Here is a 19137-nt window from a genome sequence, read left to right on the forward strand (position 1 = left end):
GGCGTCTGAACCAGTGGGGGAACGTCGGTGATTTCGGGAATATTGTATATCAATGCTTCTTCCTGGCAAGAGATTTCTTTGCTGTTTTAGACGGAAGAATCCGATGAAACCGAGGAATCCGAAGAAACCGAAGAGATGATACAACATCCTCCTCTGACCCCTCTGCATCTTCTGCATCTTCTGCTTCCTTCCTCCCGTCACCGCACATTCCCCGACCCCGCAGCGGCCTCCTTCAACAGCCGACTCCCCTCCTCCACCCGCGCCCATCCCTCCTGCGCCTTCCGCATCCGTTCCTTCGCGTCTTCGGCGGTCTCCGCCGCCGCCCTCAACCCCTCCTGTGTCTGCTCAATGACGACGGGCAAGTTCTCCTTCGCCCGTTCCACGCCGATTTTCCCCAGCTCCACCACACTCTTCGTCTGTTCCACCGCTCCCTTGATGGAGCCGCTTGCAGTTCTGATCGCACGCCCGATGTCTTCGGGAATGCTTCCTTGGAGGCGGCAGGAAGAGAGGGGTATGAGAACAATAACGAGCAGCACAAAACGGCGCATAGAATAACTGTAGCGGTTATCACCTTTCATTTTCCATTTTCCATTTTCAATTTTGCATTGTCATACGATCCTCGTATCCGCCCGTGAGGCTCCCTCGTCCTTCCCGCCGTACTTCTTGAAGAGCTGCTCGAAGGACCCGTCGGATTGCGAAATTGCCTCGCGCAGCATCTTAAGCTCGTGGTCCTTGAGGTGGAGCTCGGAAGACGCGTTGACGGTGGAATCAAGCTTGTGCGCCAGCCGCTCGCCGCCCTGGAGCGTGGCATGGAGGACAATGAAGGCGTCGCAGGTATCGCACTTGAGCTGGAGCAGAAGGAAATCGTCGCCCATGAGCCGCACGGACGTGAAATCCACGGGTACGCGCTTGCCGCACTGCGGGCAGCGCATCTGCTGCTCAATCCTGCGGATGATCTGCTGCAACGTATGGGGATCGAGATCCATGGTTGAAGTATAGCGTTTCCCTGTTGGGTTGGCGCAAGGAAATGATTGTTTTGAGAAAGGACGAAGGACCTAGGACTGAGGAGCGCACATATTTCTTCCGGACATCGATCAGACCTGCCCTAAGTCCTCTGTCCTAAGTCCTAACCTGTGGAGCTCCGCCGGCTTCCACAGTACTATACTGCTCCTGTGTCCAAGATCTTCCCCCCCCTCGCCTTCTCCGCCATCGTGGCGGCCATGGTGCTGGCACTCGCTTCCGCCGGAGGGACGGGCGGTGCGGATGCCAAAGGAACCGTGGACATCGGCGTGGAGCACGGTGCCTCCGCCCGCCTGATGCTCACGATGAGCATGGGGACGGAACCGGGATTCCTGGAAGTGTCGCAGGAAGGGGAGGAGGCACTCCGCTTCAGCGTGCCGCAGGAATGGCAGCGCCGCGAGGTGCGCAACGCCTCGATCAAAGACGTAACGGCGGATTCCCCCGCCTTCGGCTTCGTCCGGTGGAAGCTGCCCCCCGGAGCCGTCCTCTCGCTCACGGTGCCCCGTATGCCCGCGGGCCTCGTGGTCCACAACCCCTCCCGCACACCCCTCAGCATACGGCTCAAGAGGGTCAACGTGGAGACGGGTGACGTGCAGACGGACGTGTTCCTCCTCACGCAGGAGAGTCTGCGCCTTTTTTAACAGGACGCCATGCCATGGCGTCCTTACACTATGCCCATCATGCAGCTGATCCCCATCCACACGCCGGTCCTCAAGCGCGGTGACGACATTGCGGCCATCCTCGCGCAGTCCGAACGGATCCGCCCGGGCGATATCGTCGTCGTCTCCTCCAAAGCCGTGGCGACAGTGGAAGGCGCGGCGACGGATTTGGGCGCGCGCTCCCCTTCCCCCGACGCCGAGCGATATGCGAAAACGACGGGACGGACAGCACCCTTCATGCAGGCCGTGTTGGACGAGACCGCGCGGCTCAACGGATCCGTGCGCGGGACGTGCCCGGGCGCGCTCCTCACGGAAGTGACACCACAGGGCTTCCCGCACGGGACCATCCTCACCGCCAACGCGGGCATGGACCAGTCGAACATTGAAGACGGCTTCGCCATCGGCTGGCCGAGGGATCCCGTGGCTTCTGCGCGAAAGCTGAAAGAGCACCTCGAAGCACTCATCACTCCCACTTCTTCGGCATCGTCGGAATCCTCGGACTCTTCGGACTCTTCCCAACACAACCCTCAACCCCCACCCGCTCTCGCCGTAATCCTCACCGACTCCGCCTGCCGTCCCCGCCGCTGGGGCGTGACCGCCTTCGCCCTCGTGAGCGCGGGCTTGGATCCCCTCCTCCCGCAGAAGGGCGCACGCGACCTCTTCGACAAAGAGCTGCGCATCACCACCGAAGCCGTCGCCGACCAGCTCGCCACCGCTGCGAACATGGTGATGGGCAACGCCGGCCAGCGGATCCCCGCCGTGATCATCCGTGACCACGGGTATCCCCTCAGCGGTTTCGAAGGATGGGTGCCGGGGATTGAGCCGGAGGAGGATTTGTTTCGAGGGGTGATTTGATGTTTTCCCTCTCCCCTAGCCCCTCTCCCGAAGGGAGAGGGGGATGTTTTGTTTGTTTCTTCGTATTGCGTACTCGAAGTGAGAAACAACCACAAAACAGAAACATGCCCCTCCCCCCGTGGGGGAGGGGTTAGGGGAGAGGGAAGGAACAAGAACAACGAACATCGCACATTCCTGCTACCATACCTCCATGCATTTCATTGTATTAAGTTCTTCGAGGGGAACCACGTTCCAGGCGATCCTCGACCGCATCGCAGAAGGCGCCCTGACCATGCAGTGCCTTGGCTTGATCACGGACCGCGCGGATCGCGGATGCATCCAACAGGCGCAGGCGGCGAACGTTCCCGTCCGCATCGTGGAGAAGGAAGCCGACACAACCAAAGAGGACTATGAGCGGCGGCTCACTCAAGCCGTCGCAGAACTCCAAGGTGACGTCCCCGCCGCTGAGATCATCCTCGCCGCAGCGGGCTGGATGTGGATCCTCACGCCCGCTTTCGCGAAGGAGTGGCGCATCATCAACGTGCATCCCGCCCTCCTCCCCAAATACGGCGGCAAGGGGATGTACGGCCACCACGTGCACGAGGCGGTGCTCGCTTCCGGCGACCAGGAGAGCGGCGTGACGATTCACCTGATGGATGGCGGCGTGGATACGGGGAAGATCCTCCTGCAAAAGACCTGCCCCGTCCTTCCGGAAGACACGCCCGCAACCCTCCAGGCGCGGGTGCAGGAGCTGGAGAAGAAGTGGTACCCGGAGGTGTTGGCGATGATTGAGCGGGGAGAGATGAGGCTTTGAGAGGACGGGAGGAATGTGAAATGGAAGAAATGGGAAATGCAAAATGAAAGCCGCATAACGTACACGTACGAGTGTCACTCCCAACATTTTTCATTTTGCATTTCTAATTTCTTCATTACTTCATCTCCTTCCTCAACATCCCCACAAACTCATCGAACAGGTATCCCGCATCCTCCGGTCCCGGTGTTGCTTCCGGATGGAACTGGACGGAGAAGAAGCGGCCGCTTTCGTGCCGGATGCCTTCCACCGTCCCGTCGTTGCCGTTCGTGAACCACACGCTCCACCCCTTGGGGAGCGTCTTCTCATCCACCGCGAACCCGTGGTTCTGGGAGGTGATAATGCATCGTTTACTCATTTCCCATTTCCCATTCTCCATTTTCCATTCCAAACACGGTTGATTAACCCCCCGGTGCCCGTACTTCAACTTGTACGTATCCCCACCCACGGCGAGCGCAAGGAGCTGGTTGCCCAGGCAGATGCCGAACGTGAGGATGTCCTTCTCCAACGCGTACCGGATGCTCTCGATCGTCGCCTTGCACATCTTGGGGTCCCCGGGGCCGTTACTGATAAACACGCCGTGGTACGGCTTGTCGTACGCGCTCAGGTCAAAGTTCCACGGCACGCGCACCACGCGCACGCCCCTCTTGAGCAGGCTGCGGAGAATGTTCCTCTTTATGCCGCAGTCGTAGGCGATGAGCGTGGGGATCTTATCAATGGCGCCCTTGGGGTCGTACGTGATGGGTTCCGTACAACTCACCTCCGCAACGAGATTCGTACGATTCGGATCGGGAATAGGAACCAATGTGTGCGCCCCTCTCCCCTCGGGGGAGGGGGTGGGGGTGGGGGTTTGGACGATTCGGCCAAGCATCACCCCATGCTCCCTCAGCTTCTTCGTGAGCGCCCGCGTATCGATCCCCGTGATCCCCGGAATCTTGTGCTTCTCCATCCAATGCTGGAGCGAACTCACCGCCGCGTGATGGCTGAACCCCTCGCTCACCTGCGCCACAATGACCCCGCGCACGTGGATGTTCTCGCTCTCGAAGTTCTCGCTGAACCCCCAGGCGTTGAGCTTCTCCGTGGGCACGCCGTAATTGCCGATGAGCGGGTACGTGAACGTGAGGATCTGCCCGCGGTAACTGGGATCCGTTAGGCTCTCGTTGTACCCCGCCATCCCGGTGTTAAAGACGACTTCGCCGTCGGCATCAACGGTTGCACCAAAAGATTCCCCCTGGAACACCGTGCCATCTTGCAGGATCAAGGAGGCCATAAGCGTGGGAAGGAAGCCACTTGCCCGGCGAAGCTCCGAACGGAATGAGGAACGAAGTCGGGTCGGACGGGATACTAAAGGAGGAAGGTGCGAGAAACAAGGAAGGAACGGTACGGCATACCGTCATAGATCGGTATCCCTTGACGTCTATCGTATATTTGACATACTGTATTCTTTTGTTCTTTTACATCATCACAAACCCCCACACATCCTGTCTCTCTGGTGAGGATAGGTCCCAACCGCGGACTGCTTTCGAAAGCCGCTCAGGGGACCTTGGAGCGGAAGACGGAGGCAGGTCAGTGGGGGGACAACAGTGTTTCTCTCAAACGAAAGGACAGAGGAACCATGCGATACTGCATCATTTGGATCGTCCTGCTGCTCGCGCCCGCATGGGCTGCGGCGGAAGAAATCAGCGTCACCATCACCGTAGGTGGGGTGAAGATTACGTACGAAGGATGTGATGGAACGTTCCTGGAATCTTCCAGGCAATCGGAGTCCGTGAGCATCACGGGCAAAGGCATGGAAGACGGCTTTACGCGGATTACGCGCGAGGCGCGGAAGATTGCGAAGGGCAAGGAAGAAACGCGCGACGCGTTCGTGAAGGATACGTACGCAAAGTTCTGCATCCCTCCGAGGGTCGTTACGGTGCGTGAGCCGTACCTGGTGGATAGGCCGGTGTATGTGGACCGTCCCGTGGTTACGGAGCGCGTGGTATATGTGGACCGGCCGGTGCCGGCATGTCCCGCACCGATGGCGATGTCACCCTGCCCCTACGGTCCCATTCCGTGCCCGGTGCCTTCGGGAATCCACGTCCGCCGATGGATCTCCAACCGCTCGTTCATTTGCACGGGTGGCCATACATGGACATGGGATCCTGTCCGCTGCCTCTGGTTCGATCCTTAGTTTTGGCTCTCTTAAGGGCTAAACCGCAGTTGTCCCCCTGCGGTTTATACATATTGACTTCAATCCATTTTATTCTATATTACATATTAGCTCCTTGACATAGATTACAGGGTGTACCTGTAGTCAATGATGTACGTTTGGCTCATCTGAGAAAGGAAGTGTCATGAACCCGCTCGTTCTTCTATGTCTGTCGATTGCTTTTGGTGTCGTCTCTGGAATCGGAATCTTCATATCTGTCACGAAGAAAAAATACGGATGGACGGCATTATGTTCTGTCTTGTTCGTCTTGTTCTTCGCGTGTGTGCCTACGTTCTACGACCTTTTGGGGCGCAACATCCCCGTACTTGACGCAGTGGTACAAGCAATGAAGTACCTCAGGCCTTGGGGCTGGCTCATCCTTGCCCCTTGGCTTGGGTACATTGCATACCATGCATATGGAAACAAGAAGGTCGTTGATGGAAGCGGCATACATGATCCGGCGACCGGTACAACGGCTAAGTCGCAGCCAGTACTTGCCGGATTGATAGGCCTTGTCGCAATGATCAGCCTAGTCATCGGTATTGTCTTGCTCAGCAAGGACTACGAAAGCACTCCCCATCCCGAGGCCGCTCTCCGAGAGCTTTCGAAAGTTGCAAACAAGGCTGATCGAAAGATTGGGAAACCGGTGTACCGAGCGAGAATGGAACCTGAATTCGGTATATCGATACCAGCGGATCAAATTGATGCCACAGCCTTGCAAAAAATTAAGGGGGATGTAATGAAAGAATTGACTACTTTAACTGATTTTGCGGGACTGAAGGACATCCAGATCGTCGTCGTACGACATGAGAGTTCTACAAGCCATTGGAATCTCACGGACGCTATAGTGGACTTTCAGAGAGACAATCCGGATAAGCCTGGCGAATTCTTGCCAGGTATCGAATGGTTTGAGCTTGAATGCGTCCTTTCGGAACAAGAAACAGTGGAATGGGCTGAAAACGCCAAACACTACATCGTTAATCAGTACTTCGGGGATGAATTACAACAACCCGAAGAAATCGCTACAAGTTCCTATACTGCAACTTCTAGAGGTCAACTATCTAGCCCTGCAGTATTCAGTAGAACAGGACATCGTGATTAACTGTTCACGCTTGTGGCAGAACCCGGGACACAGGAGCATCCCGGGTTTTTTTATGGATGCAAAGGATCTGTACTGGTAGCAGGACGTCCCACATTGCTTACCCACGCTTTATATTTTTGCAGTATTTCATTACTACGTAGCTGGATGAATTCGTATATCGATGATCGTCCTACGCTGCCTGATCCTCCTGCACCTCCTGGTCTTCCATACTCAACCCATTCTTGTCCGGCTGGCAATGAAATTGTGAAATCTGGATACGAAGGTACTGCTAATGGTAGTAATTCCGAAGACTTCTTTACGATTGCCGTTTGCCTCCAATTTTCTACCCATTCATCCAACTTCGCCGCATTAGCTGATGCAAATTCGGAAGCGGGAACCGTAATGCTGGTTTTATTTCCCCGGAGGTACGTATCACCCGGCACATAATCCAGCGGCGTGAATTGGCCGATCACCACTTCCTTCGTGCCAAGGATAGACGCCCTCAGGCCTGCATTCGTCCCATTGTATTCAAGCCCTTCAATATGCTGCACATTCAGTACGTACTGTTCGTACTTCTCTTTCGGCACGCCATGGAGGGCATAGATCTCTTTTACTGCATCCGTGTATGTATCAACGGTGAAGGTGCCAATTGCCGCACCTGCAGAATTAAGGACCTCAACCACATACTTACCGGCTTGCCCCGTCACTCTCACTATCGTACCGGGCAAATCCTTGAGCGCAGGCCCCACTTTATCAATGAGCTTTTGAATGAGGGCATCGGTTGCATTGATGGTATTCGCAATGAGGATGCGTCCGTATCCGGCGGCCTCAACTGCGCGGTACTTTAACTGCTCCAACATCGTCGCGGGCGTGGCAGCCTCGCGGCCCATTTTGCGCAGTGTTGCCGGATCCGCTTCCAGCAGGAAGATATTCCACATCGGCCAATGCGCCATGTCCTGCTCCTGCTCTTGAGCCGTATACTCTTCCATGCGGTTCTCCGTGACGCTCCCCGGTACAAGAGTGGTAGTTCTGCGTGTCCCACTCGTCAAATTTTCTCTCACCTCTGTAATCGGCTCTATCTCGTTTTTGTAACGGAGCGATCCTGCGATAGAAGTAACAATGCGGCGGGTGATGTACTTTTCGTAAATGTAGTGGTAACCGAGGGTGGCGGGGTCGGTGAGCTTCTCGCGGTCCGCCAGCGGCCCGCCTTCCTTCTTCACGGCCTCGCCGCGGTTCTTGAAGAACTCCTTGAGCGTCGTGTAGAAGAGGAGCGCGATCTCCGTGTTGCTCTTCTGCCCGAACACGCGTTCCTTTGTGGTGGAATCCAAGCGGAAGGGCAGTTGAAGATCCGCGGGAAGGGATGCGTTGTTCCGCACCTTCCCCGCCAGTAACGCCTGGTCCATGCGCCCGTACCAATCGAGCGTTTGCTTGCTGTCCTGCTCCTCTATGAGCAGCATGCAATCGCGCTTCTGCGGGTCGGTGATCTTACACTCGGCGGACCAGTAGCGGGGAAGCATTTGGTCCTCGGGCTTCAGGGCGCGCTCCTTGCCCCTCCACTGTTCCACCTTGTTCCACGCGCCCTCCCACCACGCCTTGCCGGTGGTGTTCTTCTGGTAGAGACCGATGGCAAGGCCCAGGAGGCCGCCGCGCACCGCCCATTTGACGAAGTTGTTGTGCTCGTTCTTGAAGAGAAACTTGTAGATGGCGCGCAATGCGACGAACGCCGCCCCGGCGACCAGCGCGGAGCCCAGGGGATGGTCGCGGTACTCCTTGATGTATTCCCAAACGCCCCGCGCCTGGCCTTCGATCTTCTCCCCTATGTTCTCCCGCAGCTTGATCTCCGTCCTCTGCCGCGCGCTGTTGCCGAGCATGCGCTCGTACTCCAGCAGGCTGAGGACGATGAGGTTAAGGATGGCCTTGGTGGCCTCCTCGGAGATCTCCGGCTCGGTCTGCCTGTCGCCGCGGCTCTCGGGGTCGTTCCAGTACTGCAGGGCATCCAGGAACTTTTTGTTCTCCGGCTTGCTGATGAAACCCGTTGCGGGATCTTTGAGGAATTCCCACGCCAGCATGGGGTTATCCAGCCAGGCTGCCGCGGATTCCCCCGGCCTCAACACCGGCGCTGCGGCATCCGCCGCCTGCGGCGCTTCTCCAGGCTTGACCCAAGCCCCGTCGGTTCCGCTGCGCAGCTTCCAGTAGGCGTTGCGGACGGCCGGGCCGGGGACGAAGCCGTACATATTGAGCGTCTCGGTGCTGCCCAGTTCTTGGGGGACCAATTCCTCATACACGCGGCTCGCCCTCCCTAGCCTGCCTGCTTCGCCGGTAAGGAGCGCGCGCAAGCCTTCCAACCCGCCCTGCGCGGATTTTTGGACGTCCTCAGCCTTCCCTTGCGATACCAGGACGAGGAGACGGAAGTATTCCTCGCGGAGCAGATCGTCCTTCGCCCACGGCGTGTCTTGGGATTGCTTCCGCGGCACGCGGATCCCCTTCTCCCCCAGCACGGCATCCAACTGTGCGCGCCACGCCAGGTATTGATCCGCCGTCTTCTCCATCAACGTATTGTCCAGGACGCCCTCCATAACCCACTTCTCCTGCGCCCCGGCCACCGCATCACGGTCCGCATCCGCTTGATTCATCCGATCCTTTGCCTGCGCAAGCGCCTCATCCGCTACGATCGCCGCACGCTGCGCCGCTTCCGCCGCTTGCCGCATCCGCATGATGTCCTGTTGGCTCTCTTGCCGCTGCTCCGCTTCGTCCTTCTGCCGCGTAAGAAGCTCGGACCGCTGTTTGGCCGCCTCCGCCTCCGCCGTCAGTTTCTCCACCTCCTCTTGCATGTTCTGCCGGTTGAGGAGATCGAAGGGATCCGCCGCGCGGATGTTCTCACGACGGTAGGAGCCGTAATCAATGCGCCCCTTTTCCGGCCACAACGCCTGTTGATCGCGCTGTTCCCACGCGGGGAGGAGCATTTCGTTGGTGACCATGGCCAAAAAGTACGTGCGGTCCGGCTGGTCCAGAAGCTCCGGGCGCTTGATGCGCAGGAACGCCTCGTAGGCTTCCTTCGCCTGCATCACATCCGGGTTCTTCACCATCTCCTGCTCCGCGCGCATGGCATCGGGGAGCTGTGAGGGCGAGGATTGGTTTTGATAACACAAGCGCGCCTCGGAGAGGGAGAAGGATGCCGCCGGGAAGGTGTTGTGTGTATTCATAGATGTGATCAGATGATTCTGCCTTTCTGGTGGAAGAGGTAGTTCCATGCTTTGCCAAAGCCGGCACGCGCTTTGTTCACGCCCCTCTTCCCCAGATTGTACGTTCCACGGACGGCCTTCCCCGGCCACGTGACCGGGTTATATGCCGCACCGTTGCCGATGGTCCAACCGCCCGCGCGCTGTATGCCCCGTCCCACCGCCCTGCGCTTCCATGCGGTTTGGGAAACGGCGTAGGAGATGGCGCCGTTCACATCGCCGGCGTAGGTAGAAGGGACATCACCGGCCAGGAAAAGGCGGATCTGTTGGCGGGTACGTGCAGTGTCATCAACGGACAATTCCAATTCCCGGCGCCTCTCCTCCTCCCGCTTCTTTTCATCACTCGCATCCGAGCGGTCAAAATCACGCACCATGTTCTCCGTATGGCGCGAGAGGAGAAGCCTGCTTACTTCGTTGAGTTGGTCCCGTATATAACCGGTATTCCTCAAGTATCCCTGCCGCTCAGCCTCACGGATGGCGAAATATGCTGTTACGAGGCGCGGATAATCGTGGGCAATCATGCCCCAGGGCGGTCTCGCTCCCCACTTGCGGTGCAGAACCCACAATCTCCGTCCCGATTCCGGCAAGGCAAGAACGGGGCTCTCCGCAATATGACAGAGGAAGTCCTCCTGCGATCCCGTTGCGAATCCTTTCAAAGCGCGCCACTCCTCCTCGAACCATGACTGCGATTTGTCCGGCAACACTTTCCTGCTCTCCCCCACCATGTACTTCTGCAACCGTATTTCCTGGCGACCCAACGCATTCCTGCCATACAGCTCTTCGGCTGCTTTCCGCGCTTGGTCAGGGGAGAGCTTCTGTTCCAGTTCAAAGTATTTGGCATACACCGCCAATACCGCCTCCTTTCCTGTCTTGGTTTTTTGATTCTTCTTTTCCTCACGCAGCTTCACTATCTGGGTGTTATATTCCTCTTTTGAGCTCAGTCCTGCATCCTTCAACAGCGACGCAGCAATAACTTTCGGATCATCTGTCGCCTTGAATTTGTTCCAATCAACCTTGCCGTTTTCGATGAAGTTCGCCAGTATTCCCGGATGATCTGTTTTCAAGAAGTCATAGATACGATCGAGTTGATTTGCCAATTTCTTATACTGAATAACCATCTTACGTATCTCCACTTGTCGATCCCTGATCTTATTCTTCATATTTTTCACGTCATCAGCACTCCATGTGGATTGGCTCCCGTACACGCTCTTGAGCCATTCAGATAGCGCTTGCCCCGGACGCAGTTCATATTCGTTTTGTCTATTTTTAACAGCAACCAAATTATGTACTGTCTTCTCGTCCTGAGAAAGTGTTTGTTCTTCCGTATCTATATCCTTTGCGTCTAGTTCTGGTTTGTTATGGGGAAGATTTCCGACATCCTCGATGAGTTGGACAATGTCGAATTTATCCTTTGCATCGGCCATTTTATTGTCTATCTCCTTCGCCTTACTGCTCAATTCTTGAATGGCTGCCTCAGGAATATTTTTCGTAATCTCCAGTGCTGTTCGCACATTGGCGGCATTCACTCCATTCGCTTCAAAAGCCTTCCTGAGGACGTCACTATTGTTGCCTTCATATATCTTTTTTTTCTCAATAAATATTTCAGCAATTCGTTGCGCTTCATTCTCTTTGATGCTTTCAACCATTGGATCTACTCTAATACCATTCTTTGTCCAGTAATCTCTATCGGTCACCTTTTCTTTGATGGAATTTGCAGAGTTCTCTTTCTGTAAAACATCGCTATCTTGAACACGAAACTCAATTTCTATATCGACTAGGGTGGTTGTTCCTGCTTGATTCTTTCTCTCTCCTTTTCCTTTCACTTTGATGGAAGAGGGCCAAAAGATTTCCCTTGGATGCTTACGTAATTCGAGTTCGTCCGTGGTAGTACGAATAACCGTAGCTTCCACCGCTGTCTGAGGAAGTTCCCGTGGATTTTCACGTGCTTCCCTTCTCACTTCTTTCCTCATGTCTTTCTCTTCCCTATGGAGCTTCTGTGCCTGGAGCGGATGCACCACTTTCCACAATCTTCCGCGTGTACTTTGTACCTGGGAATCAATGGCATCCCATACTTGCTTCTCCACCGTGGATACCGCATGAATCCGGCGCACGTCAGGCGCTTCGTAATCGGAAGCGGTATCGGGATTCAATATTGGCATATTTCTCTATATTGTAGCAGATAATGCATTTTCTGTCTAAGGCAAAGAATGCACGCATTCCTTCAATAGAAAGCCATATCTTAGGTTCATCATTTCTTTTCTGCCGGGGTCTTTTCCCCCTTTTTCTTCTCCGCTTGCTTGTCTGTTGCCGGTGCCTCCTCCGGTTTCGTATCTGCAGGTTTTTCCGGTTGAGGTGCAACGACCGGTTTCTCTTCGCTGGAGATACCGTATACCGCTTTTAAAGTCTGTGCCCGCAGTCCTTTACCAAGCCATCGCACATATTCCTTGGACCGCTGAAACTGTGGCAGCGGGATGGTAGAGGGAGTGTTGTTCGCAGATTCTGAAGCCATACGTATAATGATATTGTACTTCTTACCATATGTTTTGGCAACTGCTGGATATTGATCATTTCCTTCACTCTGCACCCCTGTTCTCGCTCTTTCCTCTTCTCTCTCCCGCTCCCCTTCCTCCCCCTCCATCAACCTCACCATCCCCCTGTAGATTGCGGGGACGATCACGCGCTCGCTCCTTGTTCTTAATAAGTGTTCATAGTTCTCCCCTTCCCGTAGGGCTCCTGCCTTTTTCAATGCCTCTCGTAGTAGCGACGCGTTATCCCTCTCTTCAGAAAGACCAAACTGCATACGCAGCCATCCCACCCACTGCTCGTACTGCGGCTCATCCGCATACATCCTTCCCCGCCATGCCGTGTACGTCTGCAACGCTTCTCGCGCCGTAAGGTCATCCACGTCCGCATAATCATCGCCCTCGTAGTTCCAGCGGAGCACGGCGGAGACCAGCTGGCGGCTGAGCACCGCGCGCGTTTGCGCCGTGCGGGCAGCGATGTTGGAGCGCACGTGTTCTTGCGCTTGATCGCGGAGGAGAAGGAGCCGGCGCCCGTATTCTTCAAGCGCCCGCCCCTCCTTCATCCTCATCCCGGTCGATGAACAAGGTTCGCTGGTCAATGTATTTGCCCGGATGGGCGGCAAGTTCCTGGGGATCGGGCGCGGTTCCCGGCATTTCCGCGGTATACGCCAGCTGCCCTTCGTGCTTCGTGAGCAGCACTTCCTCCATCCTGTCCCCGACGCACATCTTCACTTTGATCCTTGCCCCGTCCGGCGTGGATTCCAGCGCCCTCTTCATCTCCTTCTCGTCATAGAGGTGCGCCCGGAGCGGGGCGGAGGTGGCGTGGCGAACGTCATCGGGATCCGCCTCCGCTGCCAGCGCATCTTCCAGGGATAGATCGCCGTAGGACGAGGGGAGGCGGACTTCCAGTTTCGTGAATGTTCCTTCCTCCGATACGTAGAACACTCCCGCGGTTCCCGTATCCGTTGCAAAGTCCACCATCTTACCCTTCGCCTGCTCGCGGAGGGATTCCAACCAACGTGTTTCCGGAAGATCGGCTTTGGAGGGCGTCGCCGCCTTCACCATCACGATCCCCAAATGGTCCGAACGAATTTCGGAAAAGTACTGCTCAAAGCGGAAGAGATTGGCATGCGCATCATCCAGGAAGGAGAGGATTTGCTTGCGTCTCTCCGTTGCCTCCAATGCTGCCGCCAATGCCGCGCGGGCGCTTCGGCTGTCGCGGAAAAGATAGTTGCGCACGTCTTCCTCGCTGATCTGCGCGCCACGATCCGCAGCCGCAATCACCGATTTTGACACCAAATCCTGCAGCTCCTCCGACTGTTGCACGGGCTGCAGGTGCCCTTCCCTCCGCACCCGGAACGATTCCGAGAGGTGCTGCTGCAGCTTGAGAAGCCAGTCATTGAGTTCCCGCAGGGTCGCGTTCTCCGCATAGCGAGTCGCCCTTCGGTCCTCTCCAAATCCTTTCAGCGCATCCTCCGCCTCGGGCTGTCCTTCCTCCGCTTTCCTCCGGAGGTATTTGATCAGCGTTTGCTCCGCATCCATGAGCGACCTGTTCTGCCCCTCCGCGGTCATCACGACCGTACGCAGGCTGTCCCGCGTGGCGATTGTCGCTTTCAGAATCGCGCGCGCTTTCTCCTTCACTTCCTCGAGCGGAACTTCAGCCTGCGACAACTGCGTCCGTGTTTCATCAATCAATGCAACAATGCGCCTCTCCGCCTCGCTCGCCGCATCCTGCGCCTCGGCTGTGGACACGTACTCCCTCTGCAGGATATCCAACTGTTCTTGAATGGCACTCGGCATACGCAAGGGGGGGAAAGTACCCGTGTTCATCTTCCGAAGACGCGCAGCGGGAAAGCGGCTTACGAAAATCCCTCCCTACCCTCCTCTCTTCGTCTTCCACCAGATGCCCGCGCCGATGAGGAGGGCATTGAGCAGTATGGATGTGGCTTCCACGGGCGAGGTGTTTCCCAGCACACCGCCGCCCTCCTCCCCCTCCAACCCCGCCAGAAGCGGCGCTCCTTCCCGGAGGTTTGACTTGGATGATGCCGAACTCTTCTTGCTCGTGGATGCAGTCGTTTTCTTCTGCGATTTTTTTGACGAAGAGCTGGAGCTTTTCTTGGTTGTTTTCTTCGCAGTCGTTTTCGTCTTCAGCCCTTCCTCTTGCTCTTCCTCTTGTTCTCCTTTTGTACTCTCCTCTACTCCTTCACCGAAGGTGTTCGCCGTTCCCGGCGTCATCTGATCCGTCCAGATGTAGGTGCCGTTTTCCTGCCTTGCATACGATTTCCCTACTTTCGCCTTTGGATACGTCACTTCGTGCACCGCCTTCGTCGCCCCCGATGAACCGACAACGGAAAGCTTCAACGTCTCCCCGCCGTTGCGCAGCGCCATTTTGCTCACGGAGTAGGGAAGGAGAAGGTATCCCCCGGCATCCAGCGTAAAGGGTGAGAGAGGAACCACCCGGGGGGACGATGCGCCGCCCAGGGACCACCCGCAGAGCGATAGGGCATCCTCTGACATGTTCCGCAGTTCCATCCATTCCCCCTCCGTATCCTTCCCCTCGGGATCCGGGAGGAACTCGTTGATCACCACGCCTTCGGACGTGACGGGCGTACAGGAACTTGCCGGCTCCGCCCGTGACAACAGGCCGACACTGGATGAAGTTGAATACATTTGTTGATCAGATTGCCGTACGGATGAAGCCGCTCCTCCACCCCCACCCTGTGAGAGACTCGTGGAACCTGCCGACGGCTTTGCGTACACCTCAATCGTCAGCTCCTGTGTTGATGTGTTACCACAGTAACTCACCATGTCTGCGCGCAGTATGTAGCGTCCCACGCGGTCATACACATGGGAAGAGGGGTTGCAGTTCTCGGATCCGAAACCGTCCCCAAAATCGAAGCTGCACCGCGGCTCGCCGGCGAAGGTGGCGGGAATGTTTGCCTCCACGTTGATGGTCACCCGCTCCTCGCCGCGCACGTTCCCCGACTGGATGACCAGGGAAGGATTCCACGGGAACTCCCTGTTCGCCGCCGCCTCCGTTGGCACACAGAACTGCAGCAGCCACGTGGGATCATCCACGCCCCTTCCGTAGCTCACGCCCTCTTCCGCCGTGGGATACGTGAGGGTGTCCACCGTCACAGCATCGCGGAGTAAGGTGACGCTGCCGCCGGCATTGGGGAGGGAGAGCTTGCTTTCCAGGGAACGGAACGCCACGTGCCCTCCCGGCGCCAAAAGGAAGCCTGATGCGGAGGATGCTGGAATGACGTACTGCCTGGTGCCTGTCCTAAGCTTCCAGCCGGCAACGTCCACGCTCTCCGTTCCCCTGTTCCCGATCTCCACCCATTCCGCATCGTCGCTCCCAACGGCATCGGCGAGCACTTCGGTGATGATGATGGATGAGTCTGAGGATTCCGAAGAGTCCGACGATTCCGACGAAGATGATCCGTCTCCGTTTTCTGGCTTGTGGTAGGGCTGTATCGTAATCGCCACTCCCACGGACACATTCCCTTTGTCATCTTCAGACTGCAACGTGACCGTGTAGCCGCTCCCTTCGGGGATGGATGGAAAAGCGAAGGACATCTCTGCGGGCGGAAGGTCAACCGCAGAACGCCCATCCGGTAGGGCAGGATCGAAATTCAGGCGCTGTGCCGCAAGGTCCGTGGAGACGCTGGGGATCCAGGAGAGAGAAAGGTCAGCGCCTGACGCAGCCGGTATCCATGCCCCCGTGAACGCCATCGCCTCAATGGGAGGGTCCGTATCCGGCGGAACAGGACGTGCCGATCCCGGCGTCCCCAGTAGGTTTGCCCCCTCGTCGAAACCGGAAGAGAGGAATGCCGTCGCCCAATTCTCCTGAACGGTCCCCGGCATAAGGAGATCGATGCGCTCCATGCTCGCTTTGGTGCCACCGGAGGGGTTCTCCCCCGCAAAGGGAATGCCGACGCCGTCATCCACTTCATCGATGATGACGCCATACGCGTCACGCAGGCGCAACAGGAGCTTGGTATTGGGCAGGCTCACCGCTTCCGAGACGAACCGCGGCTCCAAAAGCAAACGTGACTCTTCCGCGCCGAAGTTGCTCACCGTAAGGTACTCGCCGGAACCGATCGTATCCCCTTCCCCGAAGCGGTAGAGGACCACTTCTTCCCCGGAAGAATTGAGCGACGTGAGCGTCCATCCCGAAAGGGTGCCGCTCCCCGTTCCGGCCATTTCCACCCACTCATCCGCCGTGGAGAGATCGGACCCCATCCACAGCACCTCGCTGATGACGGCGTGGGCGAGGGCGATGGTGGGGAAGAGGATGAAGGGAAGGGCGAGGAGGAAGAGGGCTGTTCCCGTTTTGTTTCTGTTTGCTGTTTTTTCCCTCTCCCCTAGCCCCTCCCCCGAAGGGGGAGGGGTATGTTTTTGTAGGTGTTCTTGGATCGTCGATAACACGTATCTCAACCTGTGATGAACGTCAGAGTTTCGAAAACGCAGAATGGTGATCCCATAGACCTCAGCAATTCCTTCCGTACGTTCTTTATCCATCTTTTGTTGCCGTTGCGAATCATGCACTCCCCCATCGAGTTCAATGCCCAGTTTTGCGCTATCACAATAGAAATCGAGGATATAGTTCATCCGAAGCGGGTGTTGCCTCCTGAAAAGCGCTCCCATACTTTTTCTGCGCAAATGCTTCCACAGATTTTCCTCAGCTTTCGTTGGCTTGCGACGCATATGCCGAGCAAATGAAAGCACCAGTTTGTTCATAGGTTTCTTACAAACACATACACTCCCCTCCCCCCGTGGGGGAGGGGTGGGGGGAGAGGGAAGAGAAGCTTCGGCAGGGGGAAGGCCTGGGGAAGGAAGAGGAGAGGAGTTCTTTTGCATACCCATACCTAACCATCTCCCAAGGGGTGCCGGGAGAGTCTTTTTGAGGGATTGGTCGGCTGCATCCCCGATTCTCCGCTACATGTACAGTAAAATAGACGTTCCATAAGGGTGTAGAACGGTTTGTTACACCAGAGTTGTGATTTCGTGTTCAGCCCTTCTGTAAGCCAATATCAAAAATTCCTCGATTCCCCGCAAGAAAGACTGTACACTGTGTTCATCCCACCTGTTTCACCCCACTTTGATCTCATCTCTTGATTGAAACTCCCCATGGCACCATCCCTATCCATGTGTCGGCGGAAGAGAGAATGACCTTTTAGTGCGGGCAGCAGGGTCTCTTACCTGCCCCCATGTATTATGGAAAACATCATCACGTTTCTCGGAGTCCTCGGCGGAGGACTGATCGGCTTGCTCGCCGGTTGGTTCTGGTTCAGCAAAGGGAAGAAAATCTCCTCGCGGCTGCAGGCGGAAATCAATGAGAAGGAACGCGCGCTTGATAAGTTGGAGACGCGTTTGGCGGAAGTGAAGAGTCAAATCCGCACCGCGGAAGCGGAGGCCAAAGTGGCGGCCAAGGAAATCGTCAGCGAAGCCAGGCTGCAGGCGACGGAAATGGAAGCGCAAATCAAAAAGGAACAGGGCCGCATTGAGGAGAAGGAGAAAGGAGTGGAACAGAAGATCAAGGAAGCGGATGATAAATCCGCGAGGCTCACCAAGGATTTGGAAGAGGTCCGCGCGCTCAAGGAAGAGCTCTCGGTTTCTTCCCAGAAGCATCGGGAAGCCCTGCAGAGCGTCGCCAAGCTCAGCGAGGAGCAGGCCAAGCAGCAGCTCCTGGAGGAACTGGAGAAGGAATTCGCGGATTACTACGCGAAGCAGCTGAAGCTGAAAAAGCAGGAGATGGAGAACGAGGTGGAAGAGAAGGCCAAGAACCTCCTCGCCGAGGCCATGCAGCGCTACGCCTCCGAGGTGGCCGCCGAATCCACCGCTACGGTGGTGCAGCTCCCCAGCGACGACATCAAGGGGAAGATCATCGGAAAGGAAGGGAGGAACATCACGGCGTTCGAGGCCGCCACGGGCGTGGACGTGATCATTGACGACACGCCGGGCGCCATCATCCTCTCCGGCTTCGACCTCGTGCGCCGCTATGTGGCCAAGCTGGCCATGGAGAAGCTCATCCAGGACGGACGCATCCAGCCCGCGCGCATCGAGGAGGTGGTGGGGAAGATGAAGGAGCAAGTGGGCAAGATGATGCTGGAGTTCGGCAAGCGCGCCACGGAGGAGCTGGGCATCACCGGTTACCCGCAGGACCTCTTGAAGATCATCGGCCGCCTGCGCTTCCGCACCAGCTACGGGCAGAACGTACTCAAGCACAGCGTGGAAATGGCCCAAGTGGGCAAGATGCTCGCCGAGGAAATCGGCGCGGACCCCATGGTGGTGGCCGAGGGCTGCCTGCTCCACGATATCGGCAAGGCGCTGGACCACGAGGTGGCCGGCACGCACGTGGAGATCGGCGTGGAGATCTGCAAACGCTTCAAGGTGCGTCCCGAGGTAGTCCATTGCGTGGCGGCACACCATGAGGACAGCCCCATCGAATCCCCCGAAGCATTCGTGGTCGCCGCCGCCGACGCCATCTCCGGTGCCAGGCCCGGGGCGCGGCGCGAGAGCATTGAGGAGTACTTCAAGCGGCTCAAGGCGCTGGAGGACGTGGCCAAGAGCTTCGAGGGCGTGCAGCGCGCGTTCGCCGTCTCGGCCGGCCGCGAGATCCGCATCTACGTGGACACGAAGAAAATCGATGACCTGCGTCAGGTGGAACTGGCCAAGGACATCGCCAAGAAGGTGGAGGCGGAACTGACGTATCCCGGTGTTATCAAAGTGAATGTCATTCGGGAGCGGCGGATTGAGGAAGTGGCTAAATGAAAC

Annotated in this window: 14 protein-coding genes; 6 read left to right on the forward strand and 8 right to left on the reverse strand. The window is 56.9% G+C overall.

Translation table 11 applies throughout. The features are described 5' to 3' along the window. Positions 1–197 precede the first annotated feature (197 nt). Positions 198–548 carry a hypothetical protein gene (locus WC698_03110; protein ID MFA6039226.1) on the reverse strand — a complete coding sequence of 117 codons (351 nt, stop codon included), beginning with the start codon at positions 546–548 and terminating at the stop codon, positions 198–200. A gap of 60 nt (positions 549–608) precedes the next feature. Further along, a complete protein-coding gene (locus WC698_03115) occupies positions 609–986 on the reverse strand; it encodes a hypothetical protein (GenBank protein MFA6039227.1) in 378 nt (125 codons plus the stop codon). 186 nt (positions 987–1172) lie between these two features. Between WC698_03115 and WC698_03120 the strand changes: the two genes are divergently transcribed. The 3 genes from WC698_03120 to purN all read left to right on the forward strand — a co-directional run bounded on the left by WC698_03120 (position 1173) and on the right by purN (position 3327). After that, positions 1173–1661, forward strand: a complete 489-nt coding sequence (locus tag WC698_03120; GenBank protein MFA6039228.1) for a hypothetical protein — start codon at positions 1173–1175, stop codon at positions 1659–1661. 39 nt (positions 1662–1700) lie between these two features. Next, complete coding sequence (locus tag WC698_03125) at positions 1701–2534, forward strand: coenzyme F420-0:L-glutamate ligase (protein MFA6039229.1); 834 nt, start codon at positions 1701–1703, stop codon at positions 2532–2534. A gap of 190 nt (positions 2535–2724) precedes the next feature. Next, a complete protein-coding gene (purN, locus tag WC698_03130; GenBank protein ID MFA6039230.1) occupies positions 2725–3327 on the forward strand; it encodes a phosphoribosylglycinamide formyltransferase in 603 nt (200 codons plus the stop codon). 115 nt (positions 3328–3442) lie between these two features. On the opposite strand, the gene carA is transcribed toward purN, so the two are convergent. After that, positions 3443–4594 carry a glutamine-hydrolyzing carbamoyl-phosphate synthase small subunit gene (carA, locus tag WC698_03135; GenBank protein ID MFA6039231.1) on the reverse strand — a complete coding sequence of 384 codons (1152 nt, stop codon included), beginning with the start codon at positions 4592–4594 and terminating at the stop codon, positions 3443–3445. A gap of 345 nt (positions 4595–4939) precedes the next feature. Between carA and WC698_03140 the strand changes: the two genes are divergently transcribed. After that, a complete protein-coding gene (locus tag WC698_03140) occupies positions 4940–5497 on the forward strand; it encodes a hypothetical protein (GenBank protein MFA6039232.1) in 558 nt (185 codons plus the stop codon). Positions 5498–5660: 163 nt separating this feature from the next. Next, a complete protein-coding gene (locus tag WC698_03145) occupies positions 5661–6617 on the forward strand; it encodes a hypothetical protein (protein ID MFA6039233.1) in 957 nt (318 codons plus the stop codon). Between the two features lie 50 nt (positions 6618–6667). On the opposite strand, the gene WC698_03150 is transcribed toward WC698_03145, so the two are convergent. From WC698_03150 to WC698_03170, 5 genes are all read right to left on the reverse strand, one after another. Further along, positions 6668–9799: a hypothetical protein gene (locus tag WC698_03150; protein ID MFA6039234.1), complete on the reverse strand. Its 3132-nt coding sequence runs from the start codon at positions 9797–9799 to the stop codon at positions 6668–6670. A gap of 8 nt (positions 9800–9807) precedes the next feature. After that, positions 9808–11994: a hypothetical protein gene (locus WC698_03155; GenBank protein MFA6039235.1), complete on the reverse strand. Its 2187-nt coding sequence runs from the start codon at positions 11992–11994 to the stop codon at positions 9808–9810. A gap of 89 nt (positions 11995–12083) precedes the next feature. Further along, positions 12084–12926, reverse strand: a complete 843-nt coding sequence (locus WC698_03160; protein ID MFA6039236.1) for a hypothetical protein — start codon at positions 12924–12926, stop codon at positions 12084–12086. Then, the gene (locus WC698_03165) at positions 12898–14157 is read right to left on the reverse strand and encodes a hypothetical protein (GenBank protein ID MFA6039237.1); all 1260 of its coding nucleotides are present in this window, start codon (positions 14155–14157) and stop codon (positions 12898–12900) included. The genes WC698_03160 and WC698_03165 overlap by 29 nt, the downstream gene beginning before the upstream one ends. A 75-nt stretch (positions 14158–14232) precedes the next feature. Further along, complete coding sequence (locus WC698_03170) at positions 14233–17226, reverse strand: lamin tail domain-containing protein (protein ID MFA6039238.1); 2994 nt, start codon at positions 17224–17226, stop codon at positions 14233–14235. 351 nt (positions 17227–17577) lie between these two features. Between WC698_03170 and rny the strand changes: the two genes are divergently transcribed. After that, a complete protein-coding gene (gene rny / locus WC698_03175; protein MFA6039239.1) occupies positions 17578–19134 on the forward strand; it encodes a ribonuclease Y in 1557 nt (518 codons plus the stop codon). The last annotated feature ends 3 nt before the right edge of the window (positions 19135–19137 follow it).

This window comes from Candidatus Peribacteraceae bacterium (assembly GCA_041661065.1).
In the GTDB taxonomy this organism is placed as follows: Bacteria; Patescibacteriota; Gracilibacteria; order Peribacterales; family Peribacteraceae; genus CAIKAD01.

Bases quoted from the DNA above. Each gene is read 5' to 3' on its own strand.
- WC698_03110 (MFA6039226.1), bottom strand. From the start codon at position 548: ATGCGCCGTTTTGTGCTGCTCGTTATTGTTCTCATACCCCTCTCTTCC.
- WC698_03115 (MFA6039227.1), bottom strand. From the start codon at position 986: ATGGATCTCGATCCCCATACGTTGCAGCAGATCATCCGCAGGATTGAG.
- WC698_03125 (MFA6039229.1), top strand. From the start codon at position 1,701: ATGCAGCTGATCCCCATCCACACGCCGGTCCTCAAGCGCGGTGACGAC.
- purN (MFA6039230.1), top strand. From the start codon at position 2,725: ATGCATTTCATTGTATTAAGTTCTTCGAGGGGAACCACGTTCCAGGCG.
- carA (MFA6039231.1), bottom strand. From the start codon at position 4,594: ATGGCCTCCTTGATCCTGCAAGATGGCACGGTGTTCCAGGGGGAATCT.
- WC698_03140 (MFA6039232.1), top strand. From the start codon at position 4,940: ATGCGATACTGCATCATTTGGATCGTCCTGCTGCTCGCGCCCGCATGG.
- WC698_03145 (MFA6039233.1), top strand. From the start codon at position 5,661: ATGAACCCGCTCGTTCTTCTATGTCTGTCGATTGCTTTTGGTGTCGTC.
- WC698_03150 (MFA6039234.1), bottom strand. From the start codon at position 9,799: ATGAATACACACAACACCTTCCCGGCGGCATCCTTCTCCCTCTCCGAG.
- WC698_03155 (MFA6039235.1), bottom strand. From the start codon at position 11,994: ATGCCAATATTGAATCCCGATACCGCTTCCGATTACGAAGCGCCTGAC.
- WC698_03160 (MFA6039236.1), bottom strand. From the start codon at position 12,926: ATGAGGATGAAGGAGGGGCGGGCGCTTGAAGAATACGGGCGCCGGCTC.
- WC698_03165 (MFA6039237.1), bottom strand. From the start codon at position 14,157: ATGCCGAGTGCCATTCAAGAACAGTTGGATATCCTGCAGAGGGAGTAC.
- WC698_03170 (MFA6039238.1), bottom strand. From the start codon at position 17,226: ATGGGTATGCAAAAGAACTCCTCTCCTCTTCCTTCCCCAGGCCTTCCC.
- rny (MFA6039239.1), top strand. From the start codon at position 17,578: ATGGAAAACATCATCACGTTTCTCGGAGTCCTCGGCGGAGGACTGATC.